23 protein-coding genes are annotated in these 24,777 nt (G+C 45.4%); 5 read left to right on the top strand and 18 right to left on the bottom strand.

What is annotated here, in order from left to right; translation table 11 throughout:
• On the top strand, positions 1-725 hold a 725-nt coding region (locus AAA939_RS01105; RefSeq protein WP_338230413.1), incomplete at its 5' end, for a transposase.
• Between the two features lie 93 nt (positions 726-818).
• Here the strand turns inward: AAA939_RS01105 and AAA939_RS01100 are convergent.
• Complete coding sequence (locus AAA939_RS01100; protein WP_338211275.1) at positions 819-1,814, bottom strand: tRNA dihydrouridine synthase; 996 nt, start codon at positions 1,812-1,814, stop codon at positions 819-821.
• Between the two features lie 783 nt (positions 1,815-2,597).
• Positions 2,598-2,792 (bottom strand): hypothetical protein, encoded by a 195-nt coding sequence (locus tag AAA939_RS01095; protein ID WP_057705266.1) that lies wholly within the window; start codon positions 2,790-2,792, stop codon positions 2,598-2,600.
• Positions 2,793-3,005: 213 nt separating this feature from the next.
• Between AAA939_RS01095 and AAA939_RS01090 the strand changes: the two genes are divergently transcribed.
• Positions 3,006-3,899, top strand: a complete 894-nt coding sequence (locus AAA939_RS01090) for a LysR family transcriptional regulator (protein WP_338211273.1) — start codon at positions 3,006-3,008, stop codon at positions 3,897-3,899.
• A gap of 191 nt (positions 3,900-4,090) precedes the next feature.
• Here the strand turns inward: AAA939_RS01090 and AAA939_RS01085 are convergent, their stop codons facing one another.
• Positions 4,091-5,563, bottom strand: coding sequence for a UbiD family decarboxylase (locus AAA939_RS01085; RefSeq protein WP_338230411.1), 1,473 nt, complete (start codon positions 5,561-5,563; stop codon positions 4,091-4,093).
• Between the two features lie 325 nt (positions 5,564-5,888).
• Positions 5,889-6,179, bottom strand: a complete 291-nt coding sequence (locus AAA939_RS01080) for a bacteriocin immunity protein (RefSeq protein ID WP_338211269.1) — start codon at positions 6,177-6,179, stop codon at positions 5,889-5,891.
• 115 nt (positions 6,180-6,294) lie between these two features.
• Between AAA939_RS01080 and AAA939_RS01075 the strand changes: the two genes are divergently transcribed.
• Positions 6,295-6,594: a bacteriocin immunity family protein gene (locus AAA939_RS01075; protein ID WP_338211267.1), complete on the top strand. Its 300-nt coding sequence runs from the start codon at positions 6,295-6,297 to the stop codon at positions 6,592-6,594.
• A 98-nt stretch (positions 6,595-6,692) separates the two neighbouring features.
• On the opposite strand, the gene AAA939_RS01070 is transcribed toward AAA939_RS01075, so the two are convergent.
• The 3 genes from AAA939_RS01070 to AAA939_RS01060 form a co-directional block, all read right to left on the bottom strand.
• Positions 6,693-7,784: a PTS sugar transporter subunit IIC gene (locus AAA939_RS01070; protein ID WP_338211266.1), complete on the bottom strand. Its 1,092-nt coding sequence runs from the start codon at positions 7,782-7,784 to the stop codon at positions 6,693-6,695.
• A gap of 463 nt (positions 7,785-8,247) precedes the next feature.
• Positions 8,248-9,912 carry a collagen binding domain-containing protein gene (locus AAA939_RS01065; protein ID WP_338211262.1) on the bottom strand — a complete coding sequence of 555 codons (1,665 nt, stop codon included), beginning with the start codon at positions 9,910-9,912 and terminating at the stop codon, positions 8,248-8,250.
• A 188-nt stretch (positions 9,913-10,100) separates the two neighbouring features.
• Positions 10,101-11,006: a DMT family transporter gene (locus AAA939_RS01060; protein ID WP_338211260.1), complete on the bottom strand. Its 906-nt coding sequence runs from the start codon at positions 11,004-11,006 to the stop codon at positions 10,101-10,103.
• Positions 11,007-11,133: 127 nt separating this feature from the next.
• Here AAA939_RS01060 and AAA939_RS01055 point away from each other — a divergent pair, with 127 nt between their 5' ends.
• The gene (locus AAA939_RS01055; protein WP_338211258.1) at positions 11,134-11,838 is read left to right on the top strand and encodes an SGNH/GDSL hydrolase family protein; all 705 of its coding nucleotides are present in this window, start codon (positions 11,134-11,136) and stop codon (positions 11,836-11,838) included.
• A gap of 122 nt (positions 11,839-11,960) precedes the next feature.
• On the opposite strand, the gene AAA939_RS01050 is transcribed toward AAA939_RS01055, so the two are convergent.
• The 4 genes from AAA939_RS01050 to AAA939_RS01035 form a co-directional block, all read right to left on the bottom strand.
• The gene (locus AAA939_RS01050; protein WP_338211257.1) at positions 11,961-12,263 is read right to left on the bottom strand and encodes a winged helix-turn-helix transcriptional regulator; all 303 of its coding nucleotides are present in this window, start codon (positions 12,261-12,263) and stop codon (positions 11,961-11,963) included.
• Between the two features lie 80 nt (positions 12,264-12,343).
• Positions 12,344-14,101 (bottom strand): ABC transporter ATP-binding protein, encoded by a 1,758-nt coding sequence (locus tag AAA939_RS01045; RefSeq protein ID WP_338211255.1) that lies wholly within the window; start codon positions 14,099-14,101, stop codon positions 12,344-12,346.
• 27 nt (positions 14,102-14,128) lie between these two features.
• Positions 14,129-14,662: a MarR family winged helix-turn-helix transcriptional regulator gene (locus tag AAA939_RS01040; protein WP_338211254.1), complete on the bottom strand. Its 534-nt coding sequence runs from the start codon at positions 14,660-14,662 to the stop codon at positions 14,129-14,131.
• Between the two features lie 500 nt (positions 14,663-15,162).
• Positions 15,163-15,516, bottom strand: coding sequence for a VOC family protein (locus tag AAA939_RS01035; protein WP_338211253.1), 354 nt, complete (start codon positions 15,514-15,516; stop codon positions 15,163-15,165).
• 197 nt (positions 15,517-15,713) lie between these two features.
• Here AAA939_RS01035 and AAA939_RS01030 point away from each other — a divergent pair, with 197 nt between their 5' ends.
• Positions 15,714-17,021 (top strand): hypothetical protein, encoded by a 1,308-nt coding sequence (locus tag AAA939_RS01030; RefSeq protein WP_338211252.1) that lies wholly within the window; start codon positions 15,714-15,716, stop codon positions 17,019-17,021.
• An 85-nt stretch (positions 17,022-17,106) separates the two neighbouring features.
• Here the strand turns inward: AAA939_RS01030 and AAA939_RS01025 are convergent, their stop codons facing one another.
• From AAA939_RS01025 to AAA939_RS00995, 7 genes are all read right to left on the bottom strand, one after another.
• The gene (locus AAA939_RS01025) at positions 17,107-17,874 is read right to left on the bottom strand and encodes an ABC transporter ATP-binding protein (RefSeq protein ID WP_338211250.1); all 768 of its coding nucleotides are present in this window, start codon (positions 17,872-17,874) and stop codon (positions 17,107-17,109) included.
• Positions 17,771-18,772: an ABC transporter permease gene (locus AAA939_RS01020; RefSeq protein ID WP_338211248.1), complete on the bottom strand. Its 1,002-nt coding sequence runs from the start codon at positions 18,770-18,772 to the stop codon at positions 17,771-17,773. Before AAA939_RS01020 ends, AAA939_RS01025 begins: the two co-directional genes overlap by 104 nt.
• 17 nt (positions 18,773-18,789) lie before the next feature.
• Positions 18,790-19,752, bottom strand: a complete 963-nt coding sequence (locus AAA939_RS01015; protein WP_338211279.1) for an ABC transporter substrate binding protein — start codon at positions 19,750-19,752, stop codon at positions 18,790-18,792.
• A 421-nt stretch (positions 19,753-20,173) separates the two neighbouring features.
• Entirely contained in the window at positions 20,174-21,694 is a 1,521-nt protein-coding gene (locus tag AAA939_RS01010) for a hypothetical protein (RefSeq protein WP_338211247.1), read from the bottom strand.
• Positions 21,691-22,080, bottom strand: a complete 390-nt coding sequence (locus AAA939_RS01005) for an SH3 domain-containing protein (RefSeq protein ID WP_338211245.1) — start codon at positions 22,078-22,080, stop codon at positions 21,691-21,693. Before AAA939_RS01005 ends, AAA939_RS01010 begins: the two co-directional genes overlap by 4 nt.
• Before the next feature lie 22 nt (positions 22,081-22,102).
• The gene (locus AAA939_RS01000; protein ID WP_338211243.1) at positions 22,103-23,158 is read right to left on the bottom strand and encodes a WxLIP family cell surface protein; all 1,056 of its coding nucleotides are present in this window, start codon (positions 23,156-23,158) and stop codon (positions 22,103-22,105) included.
• An 88-nt stretch (positions 23,159-23,246) separates the two neighbouring features.
• A complete protein-coding gene (locus tag AAA939_RS00995; RefSeq protein WP_338211241.1) occupies positions 23,247-24,035 on the bottom strand; it encodes a WxL domain-containing protein in 789 nt (262 codons plus the stop codon).
• Between the last annotated feature and the right edge of the window lie 742 nt (positions 24,036-24,777).

Below are 24,777 nucleotides of genomic sequence, written 5' to 3'. Positions count from 1 at the left end.
AGCTAGTGACAGTCTTACCGGATCGCCTTAACCGAAACATTAAGAAACATTTTCTGAATCACTATTCACTGAAAGAACGTAATGAAGTTCAGCAGATTGTCATTGATTTTAACGCCCAATATCAGTCGGTTATCCGCGAAGTCTTTCCTAAAGCTAAGATTATCGCCGACAATTTTCATTTAGTTCAAATGGGACTTCAGGCCCTGAATCAGACGCGGGTACAGTTGATGCATCATTTTTCATCAGACACCAGAGAATATCGAATACTCAAACATCATTGGCGCTTATTCCTAAAATCATATTCAAACCTAGAAACACGTAAACCACAATGGTTTACGCATCTAAAAGACTGGTTTACTCAAGAACAGTTAATCTTAACGGGATTAGAACTGGATCCAATTTTTCAACATACTTACTTTACAGCGCATGCCTTAGTGGATGCGTTAAGAACCAGAGATTATCAACGTTTCATCGAAGCTTTAAGTAGAACTGACAAAGTCAGTTCACAGTTTGAAACAACCATGAAAACCTATCGTAAACATCTGTCTCTAATTAAAAACATGATGGCAAGTACCTACTCCAATGGCCCTTTAGAGGGCGTTAATCGCAAAATAAAGCAAATCAAGCGGACGGCGTACGGGTACAAAAATTGGTCGCGTTTTTACACACGAATTCGGATTGAATTTACAATTCAGAACAAAAAAAGGAAACCAATTCGAAAATGAATTGGTTTCCTCATAAAGTTCCTCATCAACAGCCGTTGACAAAGAGCCATTTTTCGTCAGTCGTTGAGTGGCTCGCGTTATTTTCTAAAGTGCTTATAAATCGCGTTCTAATTGGTCTACAATGGCCCGCACGTCATCAGTTGTTTTAGTTTGCATTAATTCGTTACGAATTTCAGCTGCGTGCCGCATGCCGCGGACGTAAATTTTAAAGAACCGTTGTAAGGGTGCGAAATGGCCTTGTAAACCTAAGTCAACAAATTGATCATATAAGTCGACTTGGTAACGTAAGAGTTCTAATAAATCCTTAGTGGAATGTTCTTTAGGCTCCGCTTCAAAAGCGTACGGATTTTGAAAAATACCGCGCCCAATCATGATACCATCGACACCCGGATGCTGTTCAGCTAACTGAATCCCCGACTGATAGTCTAGAATATCCCCGTTAATTTGTAATAGCGTATCCGGTGCAATCGTGTCTCGCATCTGAACCAAGTTGTCGATCAGCTCATAGTGGGCTGGGACCCGACTCATTTCCATCTTGGTTCGCACGTGCACTGTCAAAACGGGCACTTGTTGCTTCAATAAGAATGGAATCCACGTCTCGTATTCTTCAACGGCGTCAAATCCTAACCGGGTCTTCACGCTAACCGGTAAATCTGCCTGACGGGCGCCTTCGATAACTTCCTTGGCCCGATCGAAATGGCGGATAAGGTCACTCCCGCTATGGTTTTTAATCACGGCCATGTCTGGACAACCCATGTTTAGATCAATCGCCTGATAACCTTGACGAGCAACTTCATGGGCGGCTTTAACGAAGTCTTCCTCCGAATTTCCCCATAGTTGCACAATTGGTTTGGGATTTTCTTCGGGATCGACATAAAGCCGTCCCAACGTCGTAAATTTTGCTTTGGGGTGAGTAATGCTTAAAGCGTTGGTAAATTCCGTATAAAATACATCTGGTGCGGCTGCCCGCATCACGACCCGCCGAAACACGGAGCCGGTGACCGCCTCCATGGGCGCTAAACTAAAAAACGGGCGGTGCGCTGCTTTTGCTTCTTTGACAACACCTTGCCAATAAGCCGACTGCGTCATATTATTGCCATTCCCTTCTAAAACATTTCTCTGTTAACACAATAAAACTATCATAGCGATTATTGCGAGTTCTGTACAATATTTTAATTGACCATTTTAAAATTGAAACTCAAAGTTCAAAAACAAAAGCGCTTGCCAGTCAACCGATATAGCAACGTTGGGACCAATAAATTTGTTAATCTTCCCGCTTCCGGTCATCCGTGATTTCATCTGCCGTGGCGACCGGTTCAAGCCAAGGAGCGGTCTTGAACCTCACTTGAGAGCCGAAAAAGCGCGTCTCTCAAGGTGTCGGTGGCGTAAATCGGGAAATCACCGATTAACGCCACACTCACGGCAGATTCATCACCGACAACCTCCAGCTATATATCAAACTTGACCAGTTTATTTTAAACCAATCTTAGCGTAGCGGGTAGAACCAGCGGGCCGTGTCGGCACCGTAACCTGACGTCTTTTCCAGGTTACAGTGCGGGGCGACTTGAAAGACTCGCCTTTTGAGGCTTTCAAGCGAGGCGGAAGACCGTTTTTTGTCTGTAGCCGACCCCATGGCCCACTGATTCTGCCGGCGAAGCGCCGAAAAATCCTGAGTTTCTAACGAGAAGCAGTGCCATCGAAGCAATTGGACTAATTCCAGCATTTTCAATCTTTAAATTGGCTGATAAAAGTTGGCTACCCGTAACCCGGTCCGGTTGTCACCCACACTTTTATGATGGTATTGGCCACAAAAAAAGGTAACGGAAAATGCCTTCCCGTTACCGCTAAAATAGCAAAATTGATTAAAATCGATTATTTAAATAATAACAAAGCTAACATTAACAGTCCGACCATCAATAAGATGTTTAAGAATTCGGTCCGTAAGTTAGTTAACTTCAGCGAGCTGAATGTGACACCGGCGCCAGCATCCATATATCTGAAGAAAACCCCACTAAGTACGATACCAACCATTAAGACAACTAAAAACAATACTCCCGTCATCAACATTACAAACTCAACTCCTCATCCGGTAAAATTTTAAGCCCCTTTTCAGGCCACATTTATTGTGGACCTGCCCCCCTTTTCAAGCAAGCTTTTTCGGTTGAAAACACGGGCTTCTTAGCATTTTTTTATTAACAAAATCAAGGCTAATTGAGCAGAAAAATTCCGCGTGTTAAAATAAGACTTAACCTTAAATGAACGGATGAAAGTGTGATTACGATGACCATTAATGATCTCCAAGCGTTTACCATGGTGTACGACTTACGCCATATTTCTAACGCCGCCGTGGAGCTCCACCTCTCACAATCTGAGCTTTCTAAACGGATGCACGCGCTGGAAACCGAATTAAATATTAAGCTACTTGATACTTATAATAAACGCAATCTAAAAATCACGCCCGCGGGTGAAGCCTTTTATCATCACGCGCAAAAAATGATTGCCGATTACGAAAAGATGCTCAAAGATTTAGCGTCCAACCGACCGACAACTTTTAAGCAACTCACAGTCGGCTCAATTCCGGTCTCTGGGCAGTATACTATTGCGCAAAAAATTGGCGCGTTTGGCCAACAACATCCGGACATCGACCTTAAAGTGATTGAAGGTGAAGGCAATCAAATCGTGACCCAATTGTTAGCAGGCAAGTTGCAAGCGGCCATCATTCGAGATACCCAAACTCACCAGCTTCAACCAACGGATTTTGTTAAACAAGCCTTACTACAAGATGAACTGATGATTATCTTACCGGCAAACCACCCGCTGGCGACACAGCCGACGATTCGAATCAAAGACCTCGCACATCAAAAAATTGCGACGCTCCCACCAGGTTCGGGTGTTTACGAACCCATTACCCAGCTCTTTGCACGTCAGGGCGTCACGCCCCAGTTTTTCTTTGAAAGTACCCACATTGAAACGTTGCTCAGTATGCTGGGGGAAAATAACGTCACTTTGCTGTTTAAACAGTCAGCGTTACCCTTTATGAACAGCCAGTTCGTCATGCGGTCATTGGCTATTCCGTTCATGAGTCAATTAACCTTTGTGTACCCGCAACGCAGTGGTAATCAACTTCTAACTGATTTAATTGACTCTTTAGTGATTAAACGTCCCACCAATTAATGAAAAACAGCCAGTTACCAGATTGGAAACACTTACTAATCTGATAACTGACTATTTTTTTGCCTTAACTATCAAAAGCTAGTATTGGATTAATTCCAACATGACAACCGTATTTAGCGAAGTCGGACAGGAACAATATGCTGTGTCGGTAATAGCATATCGTTTCTATCCGACGAAGCGGTTTAAAATGCTTATTCTAAATACTTCTTCCAATCAGGCACTTCTTTGAACTGGGCCCGTTCAAATTGGTCCTTCATATCAAACGGAACGGTTCCATCGATGACTAATTTCGAACTCATCCCACGGAAACGAATGGACTTGGGATCGTATTCGGGCCGTTCGGATGGGTCTAGCGGATGGTTGCGCATCCCGGGTAAGACCATTAAGTCTTGATCCGCTTGAAAACGGGTATTCATCGTCCAAATAACATCATTCATATCAAAGATATCAACGTCTTCATCTACTAGAATCACCGTCTTTAATTCTTTAAACGCGGCAAACGCCAGTAAGGCAGCTTGACGTTGAATCCCTTCGTCAGCTTCATTTTCCTTATGGATTTGCATAATAGTCATTAACTTCCCACCACCAGCGGGCGGATTATAAACATTCGTGACCTTGCCAGGAATCGCACGGTCAACTAACTGCAAGATACTAGCTTCGGTCGGAATTCCCGCCATGCTGACGTGTTCTTCCGAAGGGCCAATCACGCTCTGCATGATTGGATGTTTACGGTGGGTGACCGCCGTGACTTTGATAACTTGTAGCGCAGGGTTCGCATCCCCGTCGTAACCTGGAAATTCGGGCATTGCTTTGCCCGTATGGGTGTTGATGTCTTCCTGAATCCGCTCGTTCGGCATAATGTAGCCTTCCAACGTAAATTCAGAACGTGCAATGGCCTTTTCATCAACCGTTAGACCGTCCACCAATTGAACGGCTTGCTGCCGAATTGCGCCCGCAACGCCTAATTCGTTATACCCAAATGGCGTGGTCGGTGGCTCAAAGGTTGCCCCAATGGTGACTGCGGGGTCTAACCCAATGTTGATCGTAATGGGCATAGGTTCATTCACTTTCTCGTACTCTTCCGCAAACGCCCCAATGTGCCGACCACCAGGCATGATGTAAATGCCTAACGTATCCTTATCTTCTAAAACCATCCGGTGAATGGTCACGTCACTCTTCGACTTATCGCGATTAGAGCCCAGTACCACGCCCACCGTAATATAAGGGCCCGCATCAACCGGCGTATTGGTCGGCGCCGCCACGAGCTTCCGAATATCGAAGCCTTCGTCCGTGGCTTTATAGACAACTTCATGCACTGGAGCCGCATTTTCAGCGACCGTCACTGGCTCAATTGGATTCGAAACGGACTCATTTAAAAACTGCCCTAACGTTTGGTAGTCGTGATGAAACATTTTTCCGACCCGCCGCCGACTTGCCATCAAACCAATTAGAACCCGGGTATCCGGGAATCCCTTGACGCGATTAAACATCATCGCTGGGCCTTCCTTAGTTGGCCGCTCAACGGTCCCACCCGCACCAATATAGCGGTAGACACCCGCAAGTTCAGCATCTGGATCGACTTCAACGTCTGTCTCGTGATAACTCTGCGGATCATCCTTGATTTCATCAAGCACCCGCCGTAAATCCCATGGTTGTTCTGCCATCAGCTCATCTCCTAATTTAGTTTACAAGTTCATCATACGGCTAGACCCAGCAAGCTTCAATTCGAAAACAGCTCGCCCATTATTCGCTAATCGAATATCAGACGATTCCACACTCCCTAACTCAAAAAGACGGCGCATGAAAATTTTCACGTGACCGCCTTTTTCTGTTTCAAGCTAACTGAACGCTGACTGTTTGTAACTTTTACCGCATTAATTTCCGCTTACACTGCCGCGCCGCTTGATAAAGGCCTACCATAGCAGCAATCAAGCTTCCCGCCGTAACAATGGTTTGCATAATTGGTTTTAATCGCATTGCGTTCATCCCTTAAAACTGTGACGGATCCGTGATAATTTCATTATCGGCCCGTCGTCCAAGTGCCATCAACTGACTTACTAGCAAATTTTGAGTCGCCGTCAGTCGTAACTGTTTTGAAAAAATCGTATACGTAATGTAATTCGCTAACCGGCTAATCAAGGGTTCATCGATTTGTGATTGTCCCGTCAAATCGTGTTCACCTACAAATAGCGCCTGGCGAATCTCTTGAAAGCCGTGTGCGTCAGCCGTTGCCAACGTTTCAGCTAATGCTCGCATAATCCCCCGTGCTTCGCAACTCATTCTTGTTGCCACCCCTCTTGGTTCAATTTTCAGTATAGTCTTTTTCAGAAAAAAATGACTACTGATTGCATGACTCTAGACGAGGTGTAAACTATTAACTATAGGGGGCATCAACGTGTCAAAAGAAACAGATCAAACAAATGTAACCGTATTACTTAAGGCCATCAGTACGGCTTTTCAGGACCCACAAGTTCAGAGTGATGCGGATCTCAGTGCGTTATTAGTTAAAAATTCCAAACGACTGAGTGAATCGGGAGACTATCACAAGGCCGCCGCCGATTTGAATCAGGGCCTGCGCTATTGGGGAATGGCTCATTTACATGGCCCTAAGGCACTCAATGACCTTTACCAGGCCACCATTGACGGGACTCGTGGTCGGGCTTACCAACGCCAACCAACCGGATTCGACAACTAAATAATATTTAGTGCTTCTCATAAAAAAACCGACCGTTGAAAATGACATCATTTTCAACGGTCGGTTTGCTATTTATTTAGGGCATCACACCCGTTTGACTAGACCACTTCCAACTGTAGTTGTTGTGATTCGACCCATTTAGCCGCAAGTAATACCCGGTATAAGACAACTGAGATGACTGCTGGAATTAAAACACCCGTCACTAAGTAGACCATAAACGTATTCATATTCGTCGACGCCAACGTGATTGGCGCAATCAAGGAATTTAACCCCAACCCAGCTAATTTGTAACTCGTGGAAAAATGAAAGACTAGGGTTGCAATGGGTGCTGATACCACGGCGGCAACCATTGGCGGGATTGCTAAGCGCGGATTTACTAGCAAGTTAGGAAATTGCACTTTTGGTGTAATGATGCCTTGTGCGATGTTAGCACCCAGATTGTTTTGCCGAAATGACATGATGGTGAAGCCCACGAATTGTGCCGTTGTTCCGATCAAGGCTGCCCCTGAAGAAACGGGATCGAGCATAACCGCCACGGCTAAGGCCGCCGATGAAGCTGGCGTCATCAAGAACAGTGCCCACGCTAAGGAAACGGCCATCGAACCGATCAACGGGTTGACCTTCATCGAAGTGGCAATGAACTGACTCAGCCAAACCAAGGCTGGTGTGGTCACTGCCGCTAAGCCTAAACCAACAACTGACCCAACAAAGGTCGCTGCTAGTGGCACTAGCATCATGTCTAGGGGCGTCTTCCCCGTCAGATAATTACCAACGAGTACGGCAACCAGCCCCGCGGCCACCGCAGAAATGGGTTGACCGGTCGTAAAGACCGTACTCTGCGCGGCTTGCGCCAACGTGTGTCCGGTCGCTGTCACGCCGTTCGTGGTCGATTGTGAGAAGAACACCGCATTAGCGCCAATGGTTGAAGAAATCATGGCACTAAACGTCACCAACGTGTTGCTTTTAAGCATCGTTGCGATGGCAACCCCGAACGCGGGGCCTAGTAAGACTTGGGCGATGGCGCCAACTTGGTACAGTGCGCCCCAATGTAAAAAATTTGCCAATGATTGCAACAGTAACCCAATTCCTAAGCAAACTAAAATTGCGTTTGAAACTCCGGCGGATACCTTATAAACGTAATCCATGGTTGTCATCTTATGTGTCGCTTCTTCAGCGTGTGTGTTTTCCATATGTATGCCTCCATTTTAATTAATAACAATTAGATTAGAAATATGTGAGAATGTTATTATTTTGCCATTGCTTATGAAAACTGTCAACCCGTTTTTCATAATTGGTTTAAATACTTTGAATTAAAAAGGAAATCCAGAATTTTGCGTCTGCTAACCCCTTAAATACTGAGGAAAATTAAGTCATCCGGCAATAATGAAACTGGGATAAGACAAAAAAAGTTATTCAGAAACATCAAAATATTCCTGAATAACTTTTTCTAATATTATGGTCGAAACGTGCGCCAAAAGGCAATTTGCTCCGCTTAACCCGGAATCAGCGACCATTCCAAGCCCAGGAATAATCACTGATTCCACGTTAATGCTCACAAACTAACCGCCTTCTGGCCCACTCTGATCAAAATTAATTATTTTAATTTACTATGAAATGATGATTTAAATTGCTAATTAAACCTATTTAGACCGGTTAAAACCAGTGCCGAATCAACGCACTACCACCAAGCGTTAAGACCGCCAGTAAAATACCGACTGAGCGTAAGGCGTGGCTATCAACTGCGGATTCACTAGTTTGTGGTAATTTGCCACGACTTTGAGTGGTTGGTGTTGCCGCATCGGCTTGGGTAACCGTTGTCTTGGCACTCGACTTCTTAGTCGCTGGTGTCGATGAACTTTGAGCAGGTGCTTGACCAGCAACAGGCTGTGAACTGGAACTAGTCGCTGCGCCCGTTCCGTTTTCAAACCCACCGTCAACATCGATCGTCCCCGTATCTTCATCGATATCTGGGTTCGGATTAGTATTGTCTTCAGGATTATCAGGTTCCGTGACGCTGGTATCCGTATCAGTCCCACCATTGGAATTCGAGTTTTCATCTGGCGTACTCGTTACGTTAGATGAACTAGAGCTTGCCGAATTATCACTTGATGAACTGGAACTTGCAACACTTGAACTTGATGAACTAACACTCGATGAGCTAGAACTTGAAGCACTTGAGCTTGATGAACTAACACTCGATGAGCTAGAACTCGAAACACTTGAGCTTGATGAACTAACACTCGATGAGCTGGAACTCGAAGCACTTGAGCTTGATGAACTAACACTCGACGAGCTGGAACTTGAAGCACTCGAGCTTGATGAACTAATACTTGAAGAACTGGAACTTGACGAACTAGTCCCGCCACCAGAACCACTGTTTTCACTCTTATCGTAAACTTTCCCGTTGGCTTCTTCTTTATTCCGTTCACCATCAGTGCCGCCGCCCCATTCCATGATGGCTTGGTTCTTGAAGTGGTAGCCACTGTTCATGAGTTCTGGTTCCGTCACCTTAGTGTAGTAGTCGATCACAATGAGGTTATTGACCGTATCATTGAAATCTAAGTTGAAACCATTATCGGTGTATTTCACGTTATAAGCATCTTCGTTGATCTTATCCGTCCGCTTATAAGTCGTTTGTGAAGACCATTTACCGTTGTAGACTTCAACGCCCTCAATCATGGATTGCTTATCGCCAATGGTGTCCGCAATGGATAGGCCTTCCATTTTTAATTCTTGACGGTTTACTAGGATCGTCCACTTAATCCGGCCATTTTCGACGTCCATCGTACCCTTTTTAGATAAGTTTGCTTCATCGGAAACGATATTAATGACCGAGTTGCTCGAGCCGCCGTTTTCTAAATTGAACACAACGTCTTTTTCACCAGTATCTTCATAGCGATACTTAGTGGCCAGGTTCAGCTGGATTTCGGTATTAGTCTTACCCTCAACGTTTTCATTTAGGGTCAAGACCACTTTGCCATCCGTGGTTACTTTCCCGGTCCCAATCACCTGACCGGTTTCCTCATCAGTAACGTCAAAGACGTCCCCCACCGTTTTGGCCCGTAGGTTTTCTGGTAAATCGACCGTAATCGTGTCACCAGCATGCAAGGCCTTGTCACCAAATGCGAGGTTGTATTCAATCTGCACCGTGTCGGCATGCTTATAATCTGGTCCATTTAATACGGAAGCTGAGGTTGTGTAATCCTTCGCATCGTAATTAGTGGCCGCTTGAGCTGGCATCGCTTGACTTAAAATGAATAGTAAGGCAAAACTTACTAATCCTAGTAACCAATAACAGCTACGTTTACCTAATTTCAAAGTTGACTCCTCCTTAGTTTATCTAAAGAAAAGTATACGCTTGCCATAGTCATTTTCAATAGACTTTGTGAAGGATTGGATTACTTAGTCAATTTAAATTGAACAAGTTTCTACTTGTAAGGAAGTGTCTCAGTACTAATGAAAAACCGGACAGCGGCTTTTCAGTCGTGTCCGGTCAATTAATTGCGTTAGTCGTGCCCAAAACTGGCCGTTTTCGCAGCCATAAACTGTAATACCGTGACGCCCACAATGAGGACGGCGCCCGTAATCCCAAACAAGTTAAAGTTAACGCCTAAAAATAGGACGCTTAAGATGGTCGCGGATAACGGTTCGATGGTCCCTAGCACACTCGCCGTCGTCGGTAAAATAAATTCTAGACTCTGCAGGAAAAATAAATAAGCTAGCATCGTGCCAAAAATAATCACAAAGCCAACTTCCAACCAAGCCATTGCGGATAGTTGGGGCACGTGGCGCCACGCTTGGCTTCCACCAAACACGAACGCGCCCCCAATCAGCATGGACCAACCGACAATGGCCGTTGCGCCGTAATCCTTAATAAGTTTCGTTGGCATGAGCGTGTAAATCGTCGCTCCAACGGCGGCTAGCAAGCCCCAAATCACCGCTGTCAGCGGCAACGCCAGTGAATGCAAATGGCCCTGCGTCACAATTAGAACGGTCCCAATCAGTGCCGAAACCACTGAGATCACGTTAACCTTACTAGGCACCCGCCAAGAACGAGCTGCTAAGAAGAGAATAATCAAGACGGGCGACAATGATTGCAAAATAGCCGCCGTCGCTGCGTTACCGGTGCTGATGGCCATGAAATAAGTTAACTGCGTCCCCACCATTCCTAGCAAGCTGAACGCAACTAGTTTTCCCGCCGCAGCTGGTCGTTTAAATACCGCCATCACGGGCACCTGTCGAAGCGTGCCATAGATGAGTAGCAGGAGCCCCGAAACGACCATCCGCACAGAAACGAGCCACAGGGTTGAGATGTTCGTCGTATCAAATAAGTGTTGCGCGACGGTCCCCGAACTTCCCCAGAAAAACGGTCCCGCACTTGCAAGCACAAAACCAAGCGTTTTCTTTTCCATTGCGTAACCCCCTCTAGATCTTATTAGACCTAGTCTAACAAGTATCTTTTCCATTTGAAAGGGGGCTGCGGTTAATTGACAGGGTCACGCGACTAGTCTAATCTTATAGCGTGCGAGGAGGAGCTACATGAAAAATCAAAAATTAATTTATTGGTTGCTTGGGATCTTCGCTATCGTCTTCATTGGCGGCGCGTTAATCATCCCAACCCCAGCCATAAAAAAACAGGTTATCAGTATTGGGAATATTATTACGGGGCATAGTACCAAGACGACCGGTGCGACCCACAGTGTGGCCCATACCGATCTTGGGGAAAAATACCAACTTTCTAAAAATGAAATCAAAACGTTGGGGCAACTGAAAGTCACGGGTATCGGCGACTCCATCATGGTACGGACGACCCCTGATTTGAAGGAAATCTTCAAGAGTTTTAACGTCGACGCTAAGGTCGGGCGACAAGTTTCCGCAGCCCCTTCAGTCATCAGTCAGTTAAAAGCTAACGATGCGATTCAAAAAAACGTATTAGTCAATTTAGGAACTAACGGTCCGACTGACGCCGCCGCTATTGACGGCATCATCAACCAAATTGGGAGTAACCATCAGATTTACTGGGTCAACACTCGGGTTCCCGGTAAAAAATGGCAAGATAGCAATAATAAGCTGATTGCCGCTGCAGCTAAGAAATACAGTAACGTCCACTTGATCGACTGGTTATATATGAGTCAAGATAATGATAACTGGTTCGTAGACGACAACTTACATCCAAACACCTTGGGCGAACGCGAATACACCGCGACGGTCGGCCAGACCATGGCTAAGACGGCAACGCCGTAACGTAAAGAGCGGAACAAATTGCCTTTTGGCCCACGTTTCGACCATAACAATAGTAAAAGCCAATCAGAAAATTTCTGATTGGCTTTTACTATTGTCCCAGACTCAACTTTTTCACCGCATCATTAGTGCATCGCGACGATCATTCGGTCGCCCCATGCCTCTAACTCCTGCAAACTTTTTTGTAATTCTAAACCGGTCGGCGTCAATTGGTAACGGTAGTGCTCGCTTTCCGTAATCAAACCGAGCTGGCTCATCTTAGCGAGTACCGTTAATAATTTTAACGTGCTTAAGCCCCGCACACGGCGGCGTAAGACCATAAAGTCTGCTGGTTGCTGGCCCAAATTACTGAGCGTTAACGCGTACCACCGATCGTTCAACAGCGCTAACCCAACCTTCGTTCCAATATTGACATCCCGCATGACCATTGTCTTTGACCCCTTCAAAATAGATTATTTACTTATTTTAAGGAAGTCAGCGCGCAAATGCGAGTAATTAGTTCGTCGGCCTATTCTTTGAACTGGATTTTGACATAGTCGCGGTAAAGCGGCACGTCGGCCATCAATTTTTGGTGCGTGCCAGAACCGCTGACCCGACCACCTTCAATGAAGTAAATCTGGTCCGCATCGACAATCGTGCTTAACCGGTGGGCAATCACTAGGGTCGTTCTGCCCTTCATCAACTCACCTAAAGCTTTTTGAACCATCGCTTCGGATTCTGAATCCAAGCTAGCCGTTGCTTCGTCGAGCATTAAGATCTTAGGGTCGCGGAGAAATGCCCGGGCAATCGCTAACCGTTGCCGTTGTCCACCACTAACCTTCACGCCCCGCTCACCGACTTGCGTATCCAAACCGTTATCCATTGCTTGGACGAATTTATCAGCGGAAGCTAGTGCCAAGACGTGCCATAACTGGTCATCACTGTAACTCTGGTCGGAACCATACGTTAAATTATCCCGAATAGTCCCGGCCATGATTGCGGAATCTTGACTAACGTAACCAATTTGAGACCGCCAAGCGTTTAAGCTAATCTGGTTCACGTCCTGATCGCCAATCGTGATTTGACCACCCTGAGGCTGATAGTAGCGTTCAAGTAAGCCAAAAATCGTGGATTTTCCACCACCAGATGGTCCGGCAAAGGCCACGACCGTATTTGGTTTGGCTTCAAAACTCACATCGCTTAAGATTACTTTACCGTCATCATCGTAGGCAAAGTTCACGTGTTGCATCGCAAGCGTTTGGTCAGCTACGGACTGATCCGTTCCAGTTGTTAAAGCTTCTTCAGGTTCGGTCAGCAAATCGCGAATCCGTTCAGTTGACCCGTTTGCTTTGGATAACGTGGTAAAGAACTGCCCCAACGTTCCTACGGGGCCAATAATTTGGAACAGGTACATTAGAAATGAGACTAACGTTCCCATCAGCATCGTACCACTAGCAACCCGCGCCGCAGCGTACACCAGTACACCCACGAACAGGGCCATCATACTAGCCGTCATGACCGGACCCGCAACTGAATCATACATGGCTTCTTTCAAACCAATGTGATAAAGCTTCGTAATTTGTTGCGACCCGTTTGTCGTTTCGTAAGGTTCGGCATTGGACGATTTTACCAACCGAATCTCGCTCAGCGTCTCATCGGCCGTACCGTTAAATCCAGCCAACGCGTCTTGGCGTTGCCGACCAATCTTGCTACTCTGGCGCATGATTGGCATCATCACGAGTAAAATCAGTGGAATCGCTAAAACCATGATGGCCGTCATCTTCCAGTCCATCAAGACCATAATGACCAACGCACCGATGAGTTGCATCAGCGACGTCACCATCTGTGGAAATGCGTTAGCGAGTAAGTCCTTAATTTGCGTCGAATCGTTTACCAACCGCGACGTCATTTCACCGGTCTTAACATCGTCAAAGTAACTGACGGGTAGCCGCACGAGCCGGTGCCATAACGTTGTGCGTAAGTTAGCCACGACATTTTCGCCAAAGATTCCGAGTAGCGTCCCCGACACGGCACTGATCACCGCACTAATTAGGAACAGCCCAATCACGCCAATCAACAACTGCTGGTTAACACCGTGACTGAACCCATTAATTAAGGTTTGCGCAAACTTTGGGACCATTAGTTGGGCACCGGTTGCCAACAAACCAAGTCCTAACCCAATCCAAAGTTGCCAATATTTAGGCGCGGTCTGCCGAATCAGGTGTAAGAACCCCTTTAAATCAAACTTACCGCGCGCGGTACTTGGTGCTGTCATTCTACGTTCCATTTCTCTCTGCCTCAAAATTTCTTAATATTAGAACCAGCCGCGACCGCGACCCCATCCTGGATGTTGTGACCAGTCATGACCATGGCCAAAATGCATTAAATCTTGAACGTCTAAGTCAGCGGCGTTTGCACTGACCTTATCGAGCAACCGTTGTAATTCTGCTTGTTCATCGTCACTCAAATTACCGAATAACTGATCCGCTAAATCGGCGACGCCTTGGTCACGGTGACTGGCCATCTTCTGCCCTTTTTCACTGAGGCGGACGATGACCACCCGCTTATCCCGGCTACTAGGTTCGCGAACGATCAATCCCGCGTCCTCTAGCCGACTAAGCGTTGCACTGACTGAACTCGGTCGAATATCTAAGATTTCCGCAATTTCCGCGTTCGTTAATCCTGCGGGTGAGTCGACTAATAGTTGTAATAACCGAACTTGTCCACGGCCATTACGTTCTGGCCCCCGACCGTCAAAGTGATGTTGATGGGCCACCGCCATTAAGAAGGCGCGATTTTGCATTAGTTTACCAAAACTATTAAATAAATCTCGATTGTTTGTCGTCATTAAGATGACCTCCTGTTATTGAATGATAATTATGTTAGCACGATAGTTAGATTAATACAACAAAAACTAACTATTTTTCTAATCTATCGAAATGAACCCTTGATTTAACGGGATTTATCCGTTCAATTTTTATTTAGTTTTTACCGCGTGCCATCAGTGGCAACCGGACTAATTTTAAAACCAAAAAGCCCGTGAAGACTCTCACGGACCAAAAGGTTAGGAGGTGGCAACTAAAAATCAGACGGCACGGTATAACCGGTTGTTGCTGATTCGGGTTGCTTTTTGTCGCGATATTCACAAGGCTATGCTGAGGAACTAACCAGCCACAAGCAGTTAGTGACCCCATAAAAAAGCTTTTATAGTCAACAAGCAAATGTTACAACCGGCAATCCATTTTTAACAGTTACCACACTATGGCTATATTATAACCGATATTGTGCTATTTTTCACATTATTATTAAAATAAAAATGCAATCTTTACAGACTGCATTTCGAGCATCCTAAGACTTGGCAACCACGAAGTAATGCCCTTCCGGATCAGCAAAGTTGAACGTTAACTGACCGTGATTATCGACCACCGGACCAGCATCCGGAATCTGGTGATGCAAATCATTAAATTGGTCACTGAAAAACATTAACGATGGAAAGTTCGTGACCACTTCTGGTGAATATTCCGCGATAAAAGCCTTTGAGAAAAATGCCAGTTCAACTTCCGGGGTAATCTTTAACACCACGTTATTTGAACCATCCGGCAGCGGATTAACTTCCGCTACCCGCGCACCCAAGTGATCCTGCCAAAACTGAACAACCTTTTCCACGTCAGTCACATAAACCATGCAGCGTACCTTATTCATCAGCCATCCTCCAACTTAAGTTTTACGTTTATTTTACCCGTTACAGCCTGCCATTGTCGCCTGAAACGACACCCGAACTCACTTTTTATTTAAACGGCTCTTTTCAAAGCTCACTATAATTTTATTTATAATGCGATAGTTGTTTCCTTTATTTTGGCGTATATTGGGGGCAGTAACCAAAAAAGGAGTTATTTAGGATGCATTTATCTAAATTAATCACCACGACTAGTATTATCTTATTAGGGGTCGCCGGGACCGCCTTGCCGGCACAAGCAGCAACCACCTACCACCGCACTAAAACGGTCAAGGTCAGTCATAAGCCTTACTACGCTACGAGCAAAAAGGGCCATACGTACCGCTTTGTCGGGTCTGCCAAGCACTTCAGCTTCAAGGCCAACCACGCGTTAAAAAACTACACGCACACCACTTGGACCCGCACAGCTAAAACGTCCGTGACAAAACATGGTCAAAAAGTGACTTATTACCGCGTCACCAATGCGAAAAATAAAGCTGCCGGCTGGGTCGCTGCCAGTTACCTCAAAGCCGGTAAAAACTACCAGGCAACCACGGCCAAGTCAGTCAAAACTGCTCCCTATTACCGGGCCAAATCCGTTAAATTCACTAAGTTAAGTGGATCTAATAAAGTTATCAAACGTCAAGCTGGTAGCGCCTTAAAGGCCAACTTGACTTATAACCGGACCAAGCAACGGAATCTCTACATTCACGGAAAAAAAGTGCGCTACGACTACGTCACAAGTGCCAACAAAAAGGCTAAGGGCTGGGTCAAAGCTAGCGCGTTAAAAGCTGGGAAAAATGACCAAATGTCGACGCCTAAAAAAATGACCGCTCAAACCTTTATTCGGGCTAAAACTGGCAAAATTTACGCGTTGACGGGGTCTAATAAGGCTCTTAAAATGAGCCACGCCAAGGCGTTATCCGCAAGTGACACCTATACGGCAACCCAGTCCCGCCACGTTTACTTGAAGGGCAAAACGTATACGTATTACCACGTCACTAATACAGCTGGCACCGTTAACGGCTGGGTAAACCGCGCTTGCCTCAAAGCCGGTCAGCATCAGTCCTCAACAACGCCGTCCGTTTTTGACGGCCGCCACGAAGACGTTTTGTACATTGGTGATAACACCACCATTTATAAAGACGCTAACTTGACGCAGGCTAGCACGACGCTCAAAACTGAGAGCTCGGTAACGGCTTACCCAGACGGCATTCGTGAACTTTCCGATCACGTCTACGCCATCCCCGTTAAGGTCAACGGTCAGGACAGCTACATGAAGGGGCAATTCCAAGAACTCCCAGATAACCGCCTGCTCCCCGCCGGTTTCTACTACAGTCTGTCTGACACCAGTTTCTATGGTGACGTTAAACCTACCGATAGCGTCGTAAAAATCAGCGCGCCATTTCTAACGGGCACCACGTGGCAATATTACTACGCCGGTGGACATACGATTTACCGTTATGATGGTCAAACTTGGACAACTGAATAGACCTCCAAAATAATAGTAACTAAAAGCAGTAGGAAGATTATGATGACAATCTTCCTACTGCTTTTGTGTCCGATAATTCTACTATTTACTCGTTGAATAGCCCCATTAAGTCACTGGCTTGTAACCGTGCCTTGGCTGCCCCGCGAACATCCAACTTGATTTGGCCGTCTTGGACCATCACCAACCGGTTGCCATACGTTAACGCATCGCTTAGCTTATGGGTAATCATCATCGTGGTCAAGTGTTGCTTGGTCACGATGGCTTCCGTCAGCGCCATGACTTCCTTGCTCGTCTGCGGGTCTAAGGCGGCGGTGTGTTCATCCAATAATAACAATTGCGGCTGACTCAAAGTCGCCATCAGCAACGATAACGCTTGTCGTTGTCCCCCGGATAGGTACTTCACCTGCGTTGTCAGCCGGTGTTCCAGGCCCATATTTAGACTAGCCAATAATGTGGCGTAACGCTGCGCCTGGTCTGCACGCTGGTAGCGCCGTAAACTCAAGCTGCCCGTATGTTTTTCCGCTAACGTCAAATTTTGGGCGACACTCAATTCACCGGCCGTTCCCATTTTAGGATCTTGAAAGACCCGTGACACCCACCGCGAACGGTAGGCAACCGACCGTTTAGTGACGCGATGTCCGGCAACCATTAATTCACCGGCATCCGGCGTCAAAGTTCCGGCAATCGTGTTTAAAAGCGTTGATTTTCCCGCACCATTATTGCCGATGACGGATACGAAGTCACCGGGTTCAATCGTCAAGTTCACGTTCTTCAAAACGTGCCGTTCGTTGCTGGTTCCCGGGAAGAAGACTTTCTGTAGTTGTTGTACGTTCAGGATGGCGGTTTGTGACATTTTGATCGACTCCAATCTGTTTGAGGTAACGGTTTAATTGACGTTTGGTTTGGTATTTAGTCTGTAACATCGGTAGGCAAATCACAATGACGAGGATAACAGCTGACAAAATTTTGAGGTCGTTGACCGGGAAGCCCATCCCCATGGCAAGGGTCAGCAAGTAGCGATAAATAATCGCCCCGACGACCATCCCTGTTAACCGCACCCATATTTTGCGACCGTGGAGGAAAATCTCCCCAACTAACACGGAAGCGAGTCCAATGACGATGGTCCCAATCCCCATACCGATGTCCGCGTAACCATTACTCTGTGCAATGAGGCCACCGGACAACGCAATCAAGCCGTTTGATAGCATGTAACCAATGATGACCATTCGATCTGTGTAAATTCCGTTGGCCGCGCTCATCGCGGCGTTGTTCCCCGTGGCCATTAGTGACAACCCTAAGCGCGTTTGGAACAACCAAACGAGGGCCAAAACAACCAGCGTGGTGATGACGCCCCCAACTAGGATGGTCCGGACATCCAGTGACCAACCGGCGGGTAAGTAATTTGTCAGGACTTTTTGCTCTAGTAGCGGCACGTTGGCCCGGCCCATAATATGCATGTTGATGGAATACAGCCCGGTCATGGTCAAGATTCCTGCCAACAGTGATGGCATCTTCAGCTTGGTATCCAGCATCCCGGTGACCCACCCCGCAACACAACCGCCAAGAAAACCAAACAAACTAGCCGTTAAAGCGGACTGGCCATTGAGCATGGCACTAATCGTGATGGCCGCGCCGAGTGGGAAGCTGCCTTCAGTCGTCAAATCCGGAATATCTAAAATCCGGAAGGTCAAGAACACCCCGATAACGAGTGGGGCCCATAGTAACCCCTGTCCAATACTTGTGATTAACATGTTCATTGCACCCCTTTCTAAGGTTGTTTGATATGGTCGGCAGTTAGCCCAATCGCTTTTGCGTTGGCCTTATTAACGTATAGATGTAACTTATCCGCCGTCTGGACTGCCATGGTTGCCGGCTTCTTTTTCTTAATTAACACGTCGTAAGCCATCTTCCCGGTCTGTTCACCCAACTCGTAAAAGTTCAAACCGTAAGTGGCCGTTCCACCGTCTTGTGCCATTTCAATTGATCCGGTCACAACGGGTAACTTTACCGCCTTCGTCTTTTGACCGATTGTCTTCATCGCACTGGCCATTAAATTATCCGTTGGTAAGTACAATCCAGAGATTTTGCCGGCCAAACCAGCCAACACACTGGCGATATCGTTGGTGCTAGTCGCGCTAACCACTTTAAGTTTAATTTGATGCTGTTGCGCGTATTGCTTGGCAATTTTCACTTGCAAGACGGAATTTTCTTCCGACGAATTATACATAATTCCAATCGGCTTATTGCCCTTAGTCATGCTCTTGAGTAATTTTAACTGCTTGCCCACCGGCATTAAGTCGCTGGTCCCACTGACGTTGGTTTGCGGTTGCTGATTACTTTTAACTAACCCCGCGGCCTTCAAATCCGTTACCGCCGTGACTACTGTCGGTGTTGTGGTGGTTTTCTTCGCCAAGGCTTGGGCAGCCGGCGTTGCAATCCCAACTAACAAGTCATTTTTTTGTTGAACCAATTGCTGGCTCATCGTGTTCAAATTAGCCTGATCCCCCTGAGCGTTCAAGTAATGGTATTTGACCTTGATTTGACTATCATGCGCCTTCAGTTCTTGATTCAACCCGGCTTTAAATCCTTTACGGGCCTGATCCAGCGAACCGTGTTGAACGACCTGCAAGATTCCCACTGAAACGGTCTTGTCATCATTACCATTCCCGCTACAAGCGGTCAAAATCAAAGCCATCCCAATCATTAAACTTCCTAAAATTGTTTTTTTCATCATCAATCTCTCTCCTCAAAGTTGGTTATCGATAACTTCGTTCAACGTCTTGATTGAAGCTTTCAGAAAACAAAAAACACCAGTTAGATTCAGGATAGAATCTAACTGGTGTTTTATCGGGCCCGATATTTTTCCAGATAGATTGTACCCGTACCTATCTGGTGTTTAAGTCATGTGAAATAACTTTAGCTCCCGATAGACACAAACGCGTTGTGCGTGCGCTTGTATCCATCGTATGAATACAAACGCTATCTAAAGAAAAAGCTAAAGGCAAATTGGTTATTTAAATGAAGTTTACTAATTAAAGACATCGGCGGTCTTCCTCTCATTTCAATTTACAATTAATAGTTAATCATTAAAAAATTCTCATGTCAACTAATATTTTCACAGAGCTTTATTATTTTTCAATTTAAATGATGCCTTAAGGCGTTGGTACGTCGCTCAATGTCCAATTGACTGCCCCAGAATATTTAATGCTTGAATCGGCGAAAACCCCGGGTTCAACATCCAAAAAGATTCCGGCTTTGCTAGTATCTTTAGGGTCAGTCGTCCAATTTGAAGTGACATCGGTTGTGTCCGACGTGCCACGATCACCCGAATCGATCAGGGTACTCTTCGTCAAATCACTCGTCTGACCATTTGCATCCCGATAAGTCAGGTAACCAGGCATCTTATGACTGCCACTAGTTAAATCGGTTGCGGAAGCGTACAGGTACCACTTGGAACCGGTCGTTCGCGTGTCATTAATGTTAACGTTCCATGCAGAAGATGGGCCGTATAACGCAGTGGCTGTCGGAACACCGTGGCTCCCAAAATCAATGTCGCTAGAAATCGTGCCGAACTTAACCGTTCCCGGTTTAACCAAGGTAATAGTCTTCGTTGCCGATTTGTTCGTTCCATCAGTCGCATAGAAATCAATCGGCATACTGTCGTTAGCGGCGACTTTTTTCAACGCCGCTGCTAAATCGGTCGTGTCCGTTTTGACGTCAGCACTACTGCCAGACGAACTCTTCCCGGTAATATTCGCCTCAGACTTCACCCAGTCGGCAAAGTCACTGTCAGACATGGCTTCTAGCTTGGTCACATCATCGCTCGACAAATTAAGGGTCGTCTTGTCCGCAGCAATCGTAACTGGTGCAACTGTAACAAACGAATACATCGTCCCGTAGTCCCCAAATTCATTAGATTCAGCAACTGTTACACCTGACGCCCCCTTAAGTGCATCTCCAGTTAAATTTAGCATCCACTTGCCATCATCACCAACAGTCGTCGTGTCACCAGTAACACTGTTACTAATGAGATCACCAGAAGTTCCCGTTCCGCTAAGAACCGTTGTTCCAGTTGTGACGGGTGAAGTCGTTATGGTGGGGCTCAATTTCTTTCCCACTCGAACACTGTAATATTTATTAACATGTTTAGATAAATCGGTTGTAAAACAGTAAGCAATATAGATAGGACCACGTGTTTTCAAATCTTTCAGGTCAACATCAAAAGTAATATTTTGGTTAATCGTAACACTGGTATTTTTAAAGCCTACACTAATGACTTGGGATGGCGTAGTAAATGACTTTCCATTCCTATCCAATATATCAAAGTAATATGACATAATGTTTCCAGGTTTAACAGTTGGAGAACCCGGTTTTGTCGTCATCGTTCCACTGATTGCAACATTAATTTGTGTCGTGCTAGTTGAGATTCGATTTTCAGATCCAAACGGCTTTAACCCGTTTGCTTTAATAGTAACCGTCGGAGTACTACTTAAAAAAGACTGTACACCATCATCGTAGCCACCTTCATTAGGAATTCGGCCATTCCCCGTCGAATCTAATCCATCCGTCACGTCCGTCAGCGTTGCCGCATGAACCGCTTGACCAGACGACAACACCGTGCCAGCTGCTATCAGAAGGACGGCCAGCCCCCGCCAAATTTTCTTCATTTTCATCGTGTCGTCCCCCGCTTCGTCATCCGCATATCATGCCAGACTAAATAGCCTAAAACAACACTGAGTAGTAATAAGCCACCAATTATCCGCAGGTACCACGCATAAGCTTCCGCCGTTTGCGGTAAACGTCCTGATTGAAGCGTCTTTTGCAACGTTCCGGTCATGTAGCCAGCGTCGCCAGCTTTCGGTGTGGCTGTTTGTCGCATTATCTGACCAGTTGGAATATGGTGATTAGCTTGAATCGTTGCCGGATCAACCACCGTGCTTGTACTTGGTGTGAAGCTGACCCCTGTCTGCGTCTCAGATTGCGCTAACGCCGCTACCGGCATCACCCAAACAATCACTAGCATTAAGGCTCCCACAAGTCCTAATTTGATTGTTTTCAACTTGATCACCCCTTAATTGAGTTTATGCGTTCTTCTTTTGTCGCCGTTTCTTGATAAAGAAGATCAACCAAAGGACTAGTAAAACAATCACTAACATACCAAGTGCACCCAACCCAATGAGCCACCAGATACTAATCCCGTTGTTATCCACGGACGCTTTATTATACTTTTGCGCTGCCGCAGCCGTAATGGTAAAGTCCTTATCAAAAGTCCATTCGTGTTCACTATTTTTAACCGTCATGTGTAAATGATACTTGCCCGCTTGTAGTTTCGTATCGCCCAACAAGATTGGGTAATCATACCGGGTATTAGGCGCCATCTGAACGGCTTTACGCGTCGCTTTCTTGACAACCTGATTGTTACTTTTACTTGTAATCGTTGTCTTAGTCGTTAAGTTCGGAATCATCACCGCCGTTGGGTTCCGTAGTTCTGCAATAATTCCACGGTGATAGTTGATCATGCCAGCTTTAACGTTGCCCAAGCGCATGTTCGGTTTGGGCGTTTGCCCCGAAGTATACTTCATCCCGATAACGTAAGAATACTGACTCTTCATGTTCATAGCACCTTTGACAGAACCAGTCACCTTATCATCGACGCGTTTAAAGTACCAACCACCCAAAATGACCCCGTTGACTTGCTGACTAGGCATCGTCACTTGGGCGCTCACCGTTTTAGACCCATTAGCGGGAACCGTCACGGTTTTAGTGCCATTGATTTTAGTCAGATCACTCATCTTATACTTCAATGATGAATCGTAATTAGTTTTCGGAGAAACGTATTCAATACTACCGTTCGTATTCGTATACGCCGTATTGATTCGCGTTTGGACTTTCATATCTTTATTGGTGCTATTGTAAATGACCGTCCGTAACGTTTCCGTTTGTCCTTTTTTCATTTTCAAATCGAAAAAAGAATTCTTCTTGTTGATTTGGTTCTTAGGTATCTTAGCCGCAACGCTGAACCCAACGTTACCTTGTGTCTCCTGTGAGTGCTTAGCAGCTTTCGCTGGCAAGCTAACACTCAAGCCCAAACCAACTAGTAGCCCCGTCACTACCCACTTCTTCAGCCATTTCTGCATATGAGTAACGACTCCTTTCAATTATATGTAAAGAAGATGCCCATTACCAAGGCAATGGCCATCTTCTCTTTAATTATCTTGTTTATGATTAGTTAGCTGGTGTATCGCTTAAGCTCCAGTTTAAAGTACCATCGTAAGTTTTAGCAGAAGCCGTGTTAGCAACCACGTTTAACGTCAAGTTAGCAGGGTCTAAGGAATCGACCGTTACCCCAGCACCATTGCCTGAAGCTGCGGTTAAAACAACGTTAGAAGTTGTCCCAGTTGCGCTACCACTACCAGCATCGATCGTCGCTGCATTAGAAACAGTCCCGTTGCCAGCACTACTACCAGAAGCGGTAACTTCACCAGTTGGTAAAGTAATCGTTGCACCCTTCAAGCCAGCGATATTACCCGTACTAGTCACACTTAAAGACCAGCCGGCGTTAGTCCCACGACCATCGGCAACTTCAAGAATGACGTTTTTACCAGTATTGGCACCATCATTACCTAATTTGAAGGTCCCGTTAGTAGTTGCACTGTCCTTACCAACCTTACCCTTAGCATCAGTTGCGCCATCAACCGCACCGTTAGCGTTGTACTTGTGCGCATTGATCAGATCAATTTCATGAGTCCCAAAGTCAATTGTGGTTGGAGCATAGGCTAAAGCTAGCCCAGCGCCTGGCTTACCACCATTATTACCATTGTCAGTTGGATCTGGATCCAAAGTTTTATTTGGATCAGTTGGGTCAACGGGTTTAGTTGTATCAGTGTTGGCCGTAAATGTAACCCCAGTCGTGGTAGAACCTGCATCGGTGGTTGCTGCATTAGCAACAACTGGTGCAACGGCTCCTAATAATAAAGCACTCGTCATTAATAAACTACTTACCATTTTTTTCATAATTGAAGGACATCCCCTTGTTCGTCTTAATCTGTATTTATAATTTAACACATTAATCTTTAATGGCAACCGTTTATTACCAAGGGATACTAATCATCCCTGGATAAAGGTGCACCACGTCAATCATTTTAGCAATAAAAATATTTTTCTGTGAATCCAAAAAAAATCATATTTTAAACATAACTCCATATTATGCATTCGCCTATTTAATTCATTGCTAATAAAAATGACAACCGCTTTCTTTGATATATCGGCATTCTTAGCTATTGTTAATCTACGGTAAACAGTTTATCAGTTGATGAATAAACTGATGTGAATCGTATAATTTTTCACCATTGTTTTTAGTTTCAAGCAGTACTGATAATTTTTTGAATATAGTCTCAATCATACAAATCTAATGCATCAAAGCTCGTTTTTTATGACAAATCTTATATTTCCATTCATTTGTTAAAAATAAGCTTTTGTTCATCACTGCATTACGTTGGGTACCTTTATTACATTTGCTTATAATCACATATTTTTATCTAAATACTCGAGTCGGTTTTTCACAGCCTACTCGAGCGGCTAAATAAAAATTATTGTTTATTAGAATCAGTAATAGAATATCCGACCGTATCCCCAAACGATTAAAAGTGGTCCGCTTCTTTGTATGACTAAATCTGCAGCTAATTCCCTATTATCAAAGGAATTATCGCTTTAAATTCTTAACGGTCTATTTTTTAGGTACATCTAAAAAAATATT

Source organism: Lactiplantibacillus paraxiangfangensis, assembly GCF_036246185.1.
GTDB lineage: Bacteria > Bacillota > Bacilli > Lactobacillales > Lactobacillaceae > Lactiplantibacillus > Lactiplantibacillus paraxiangfangensis.
Note: the sequence above shows the minus strand (reverse complement) of the source record. Positions and strands in the feature narration are given on the sequence as shown.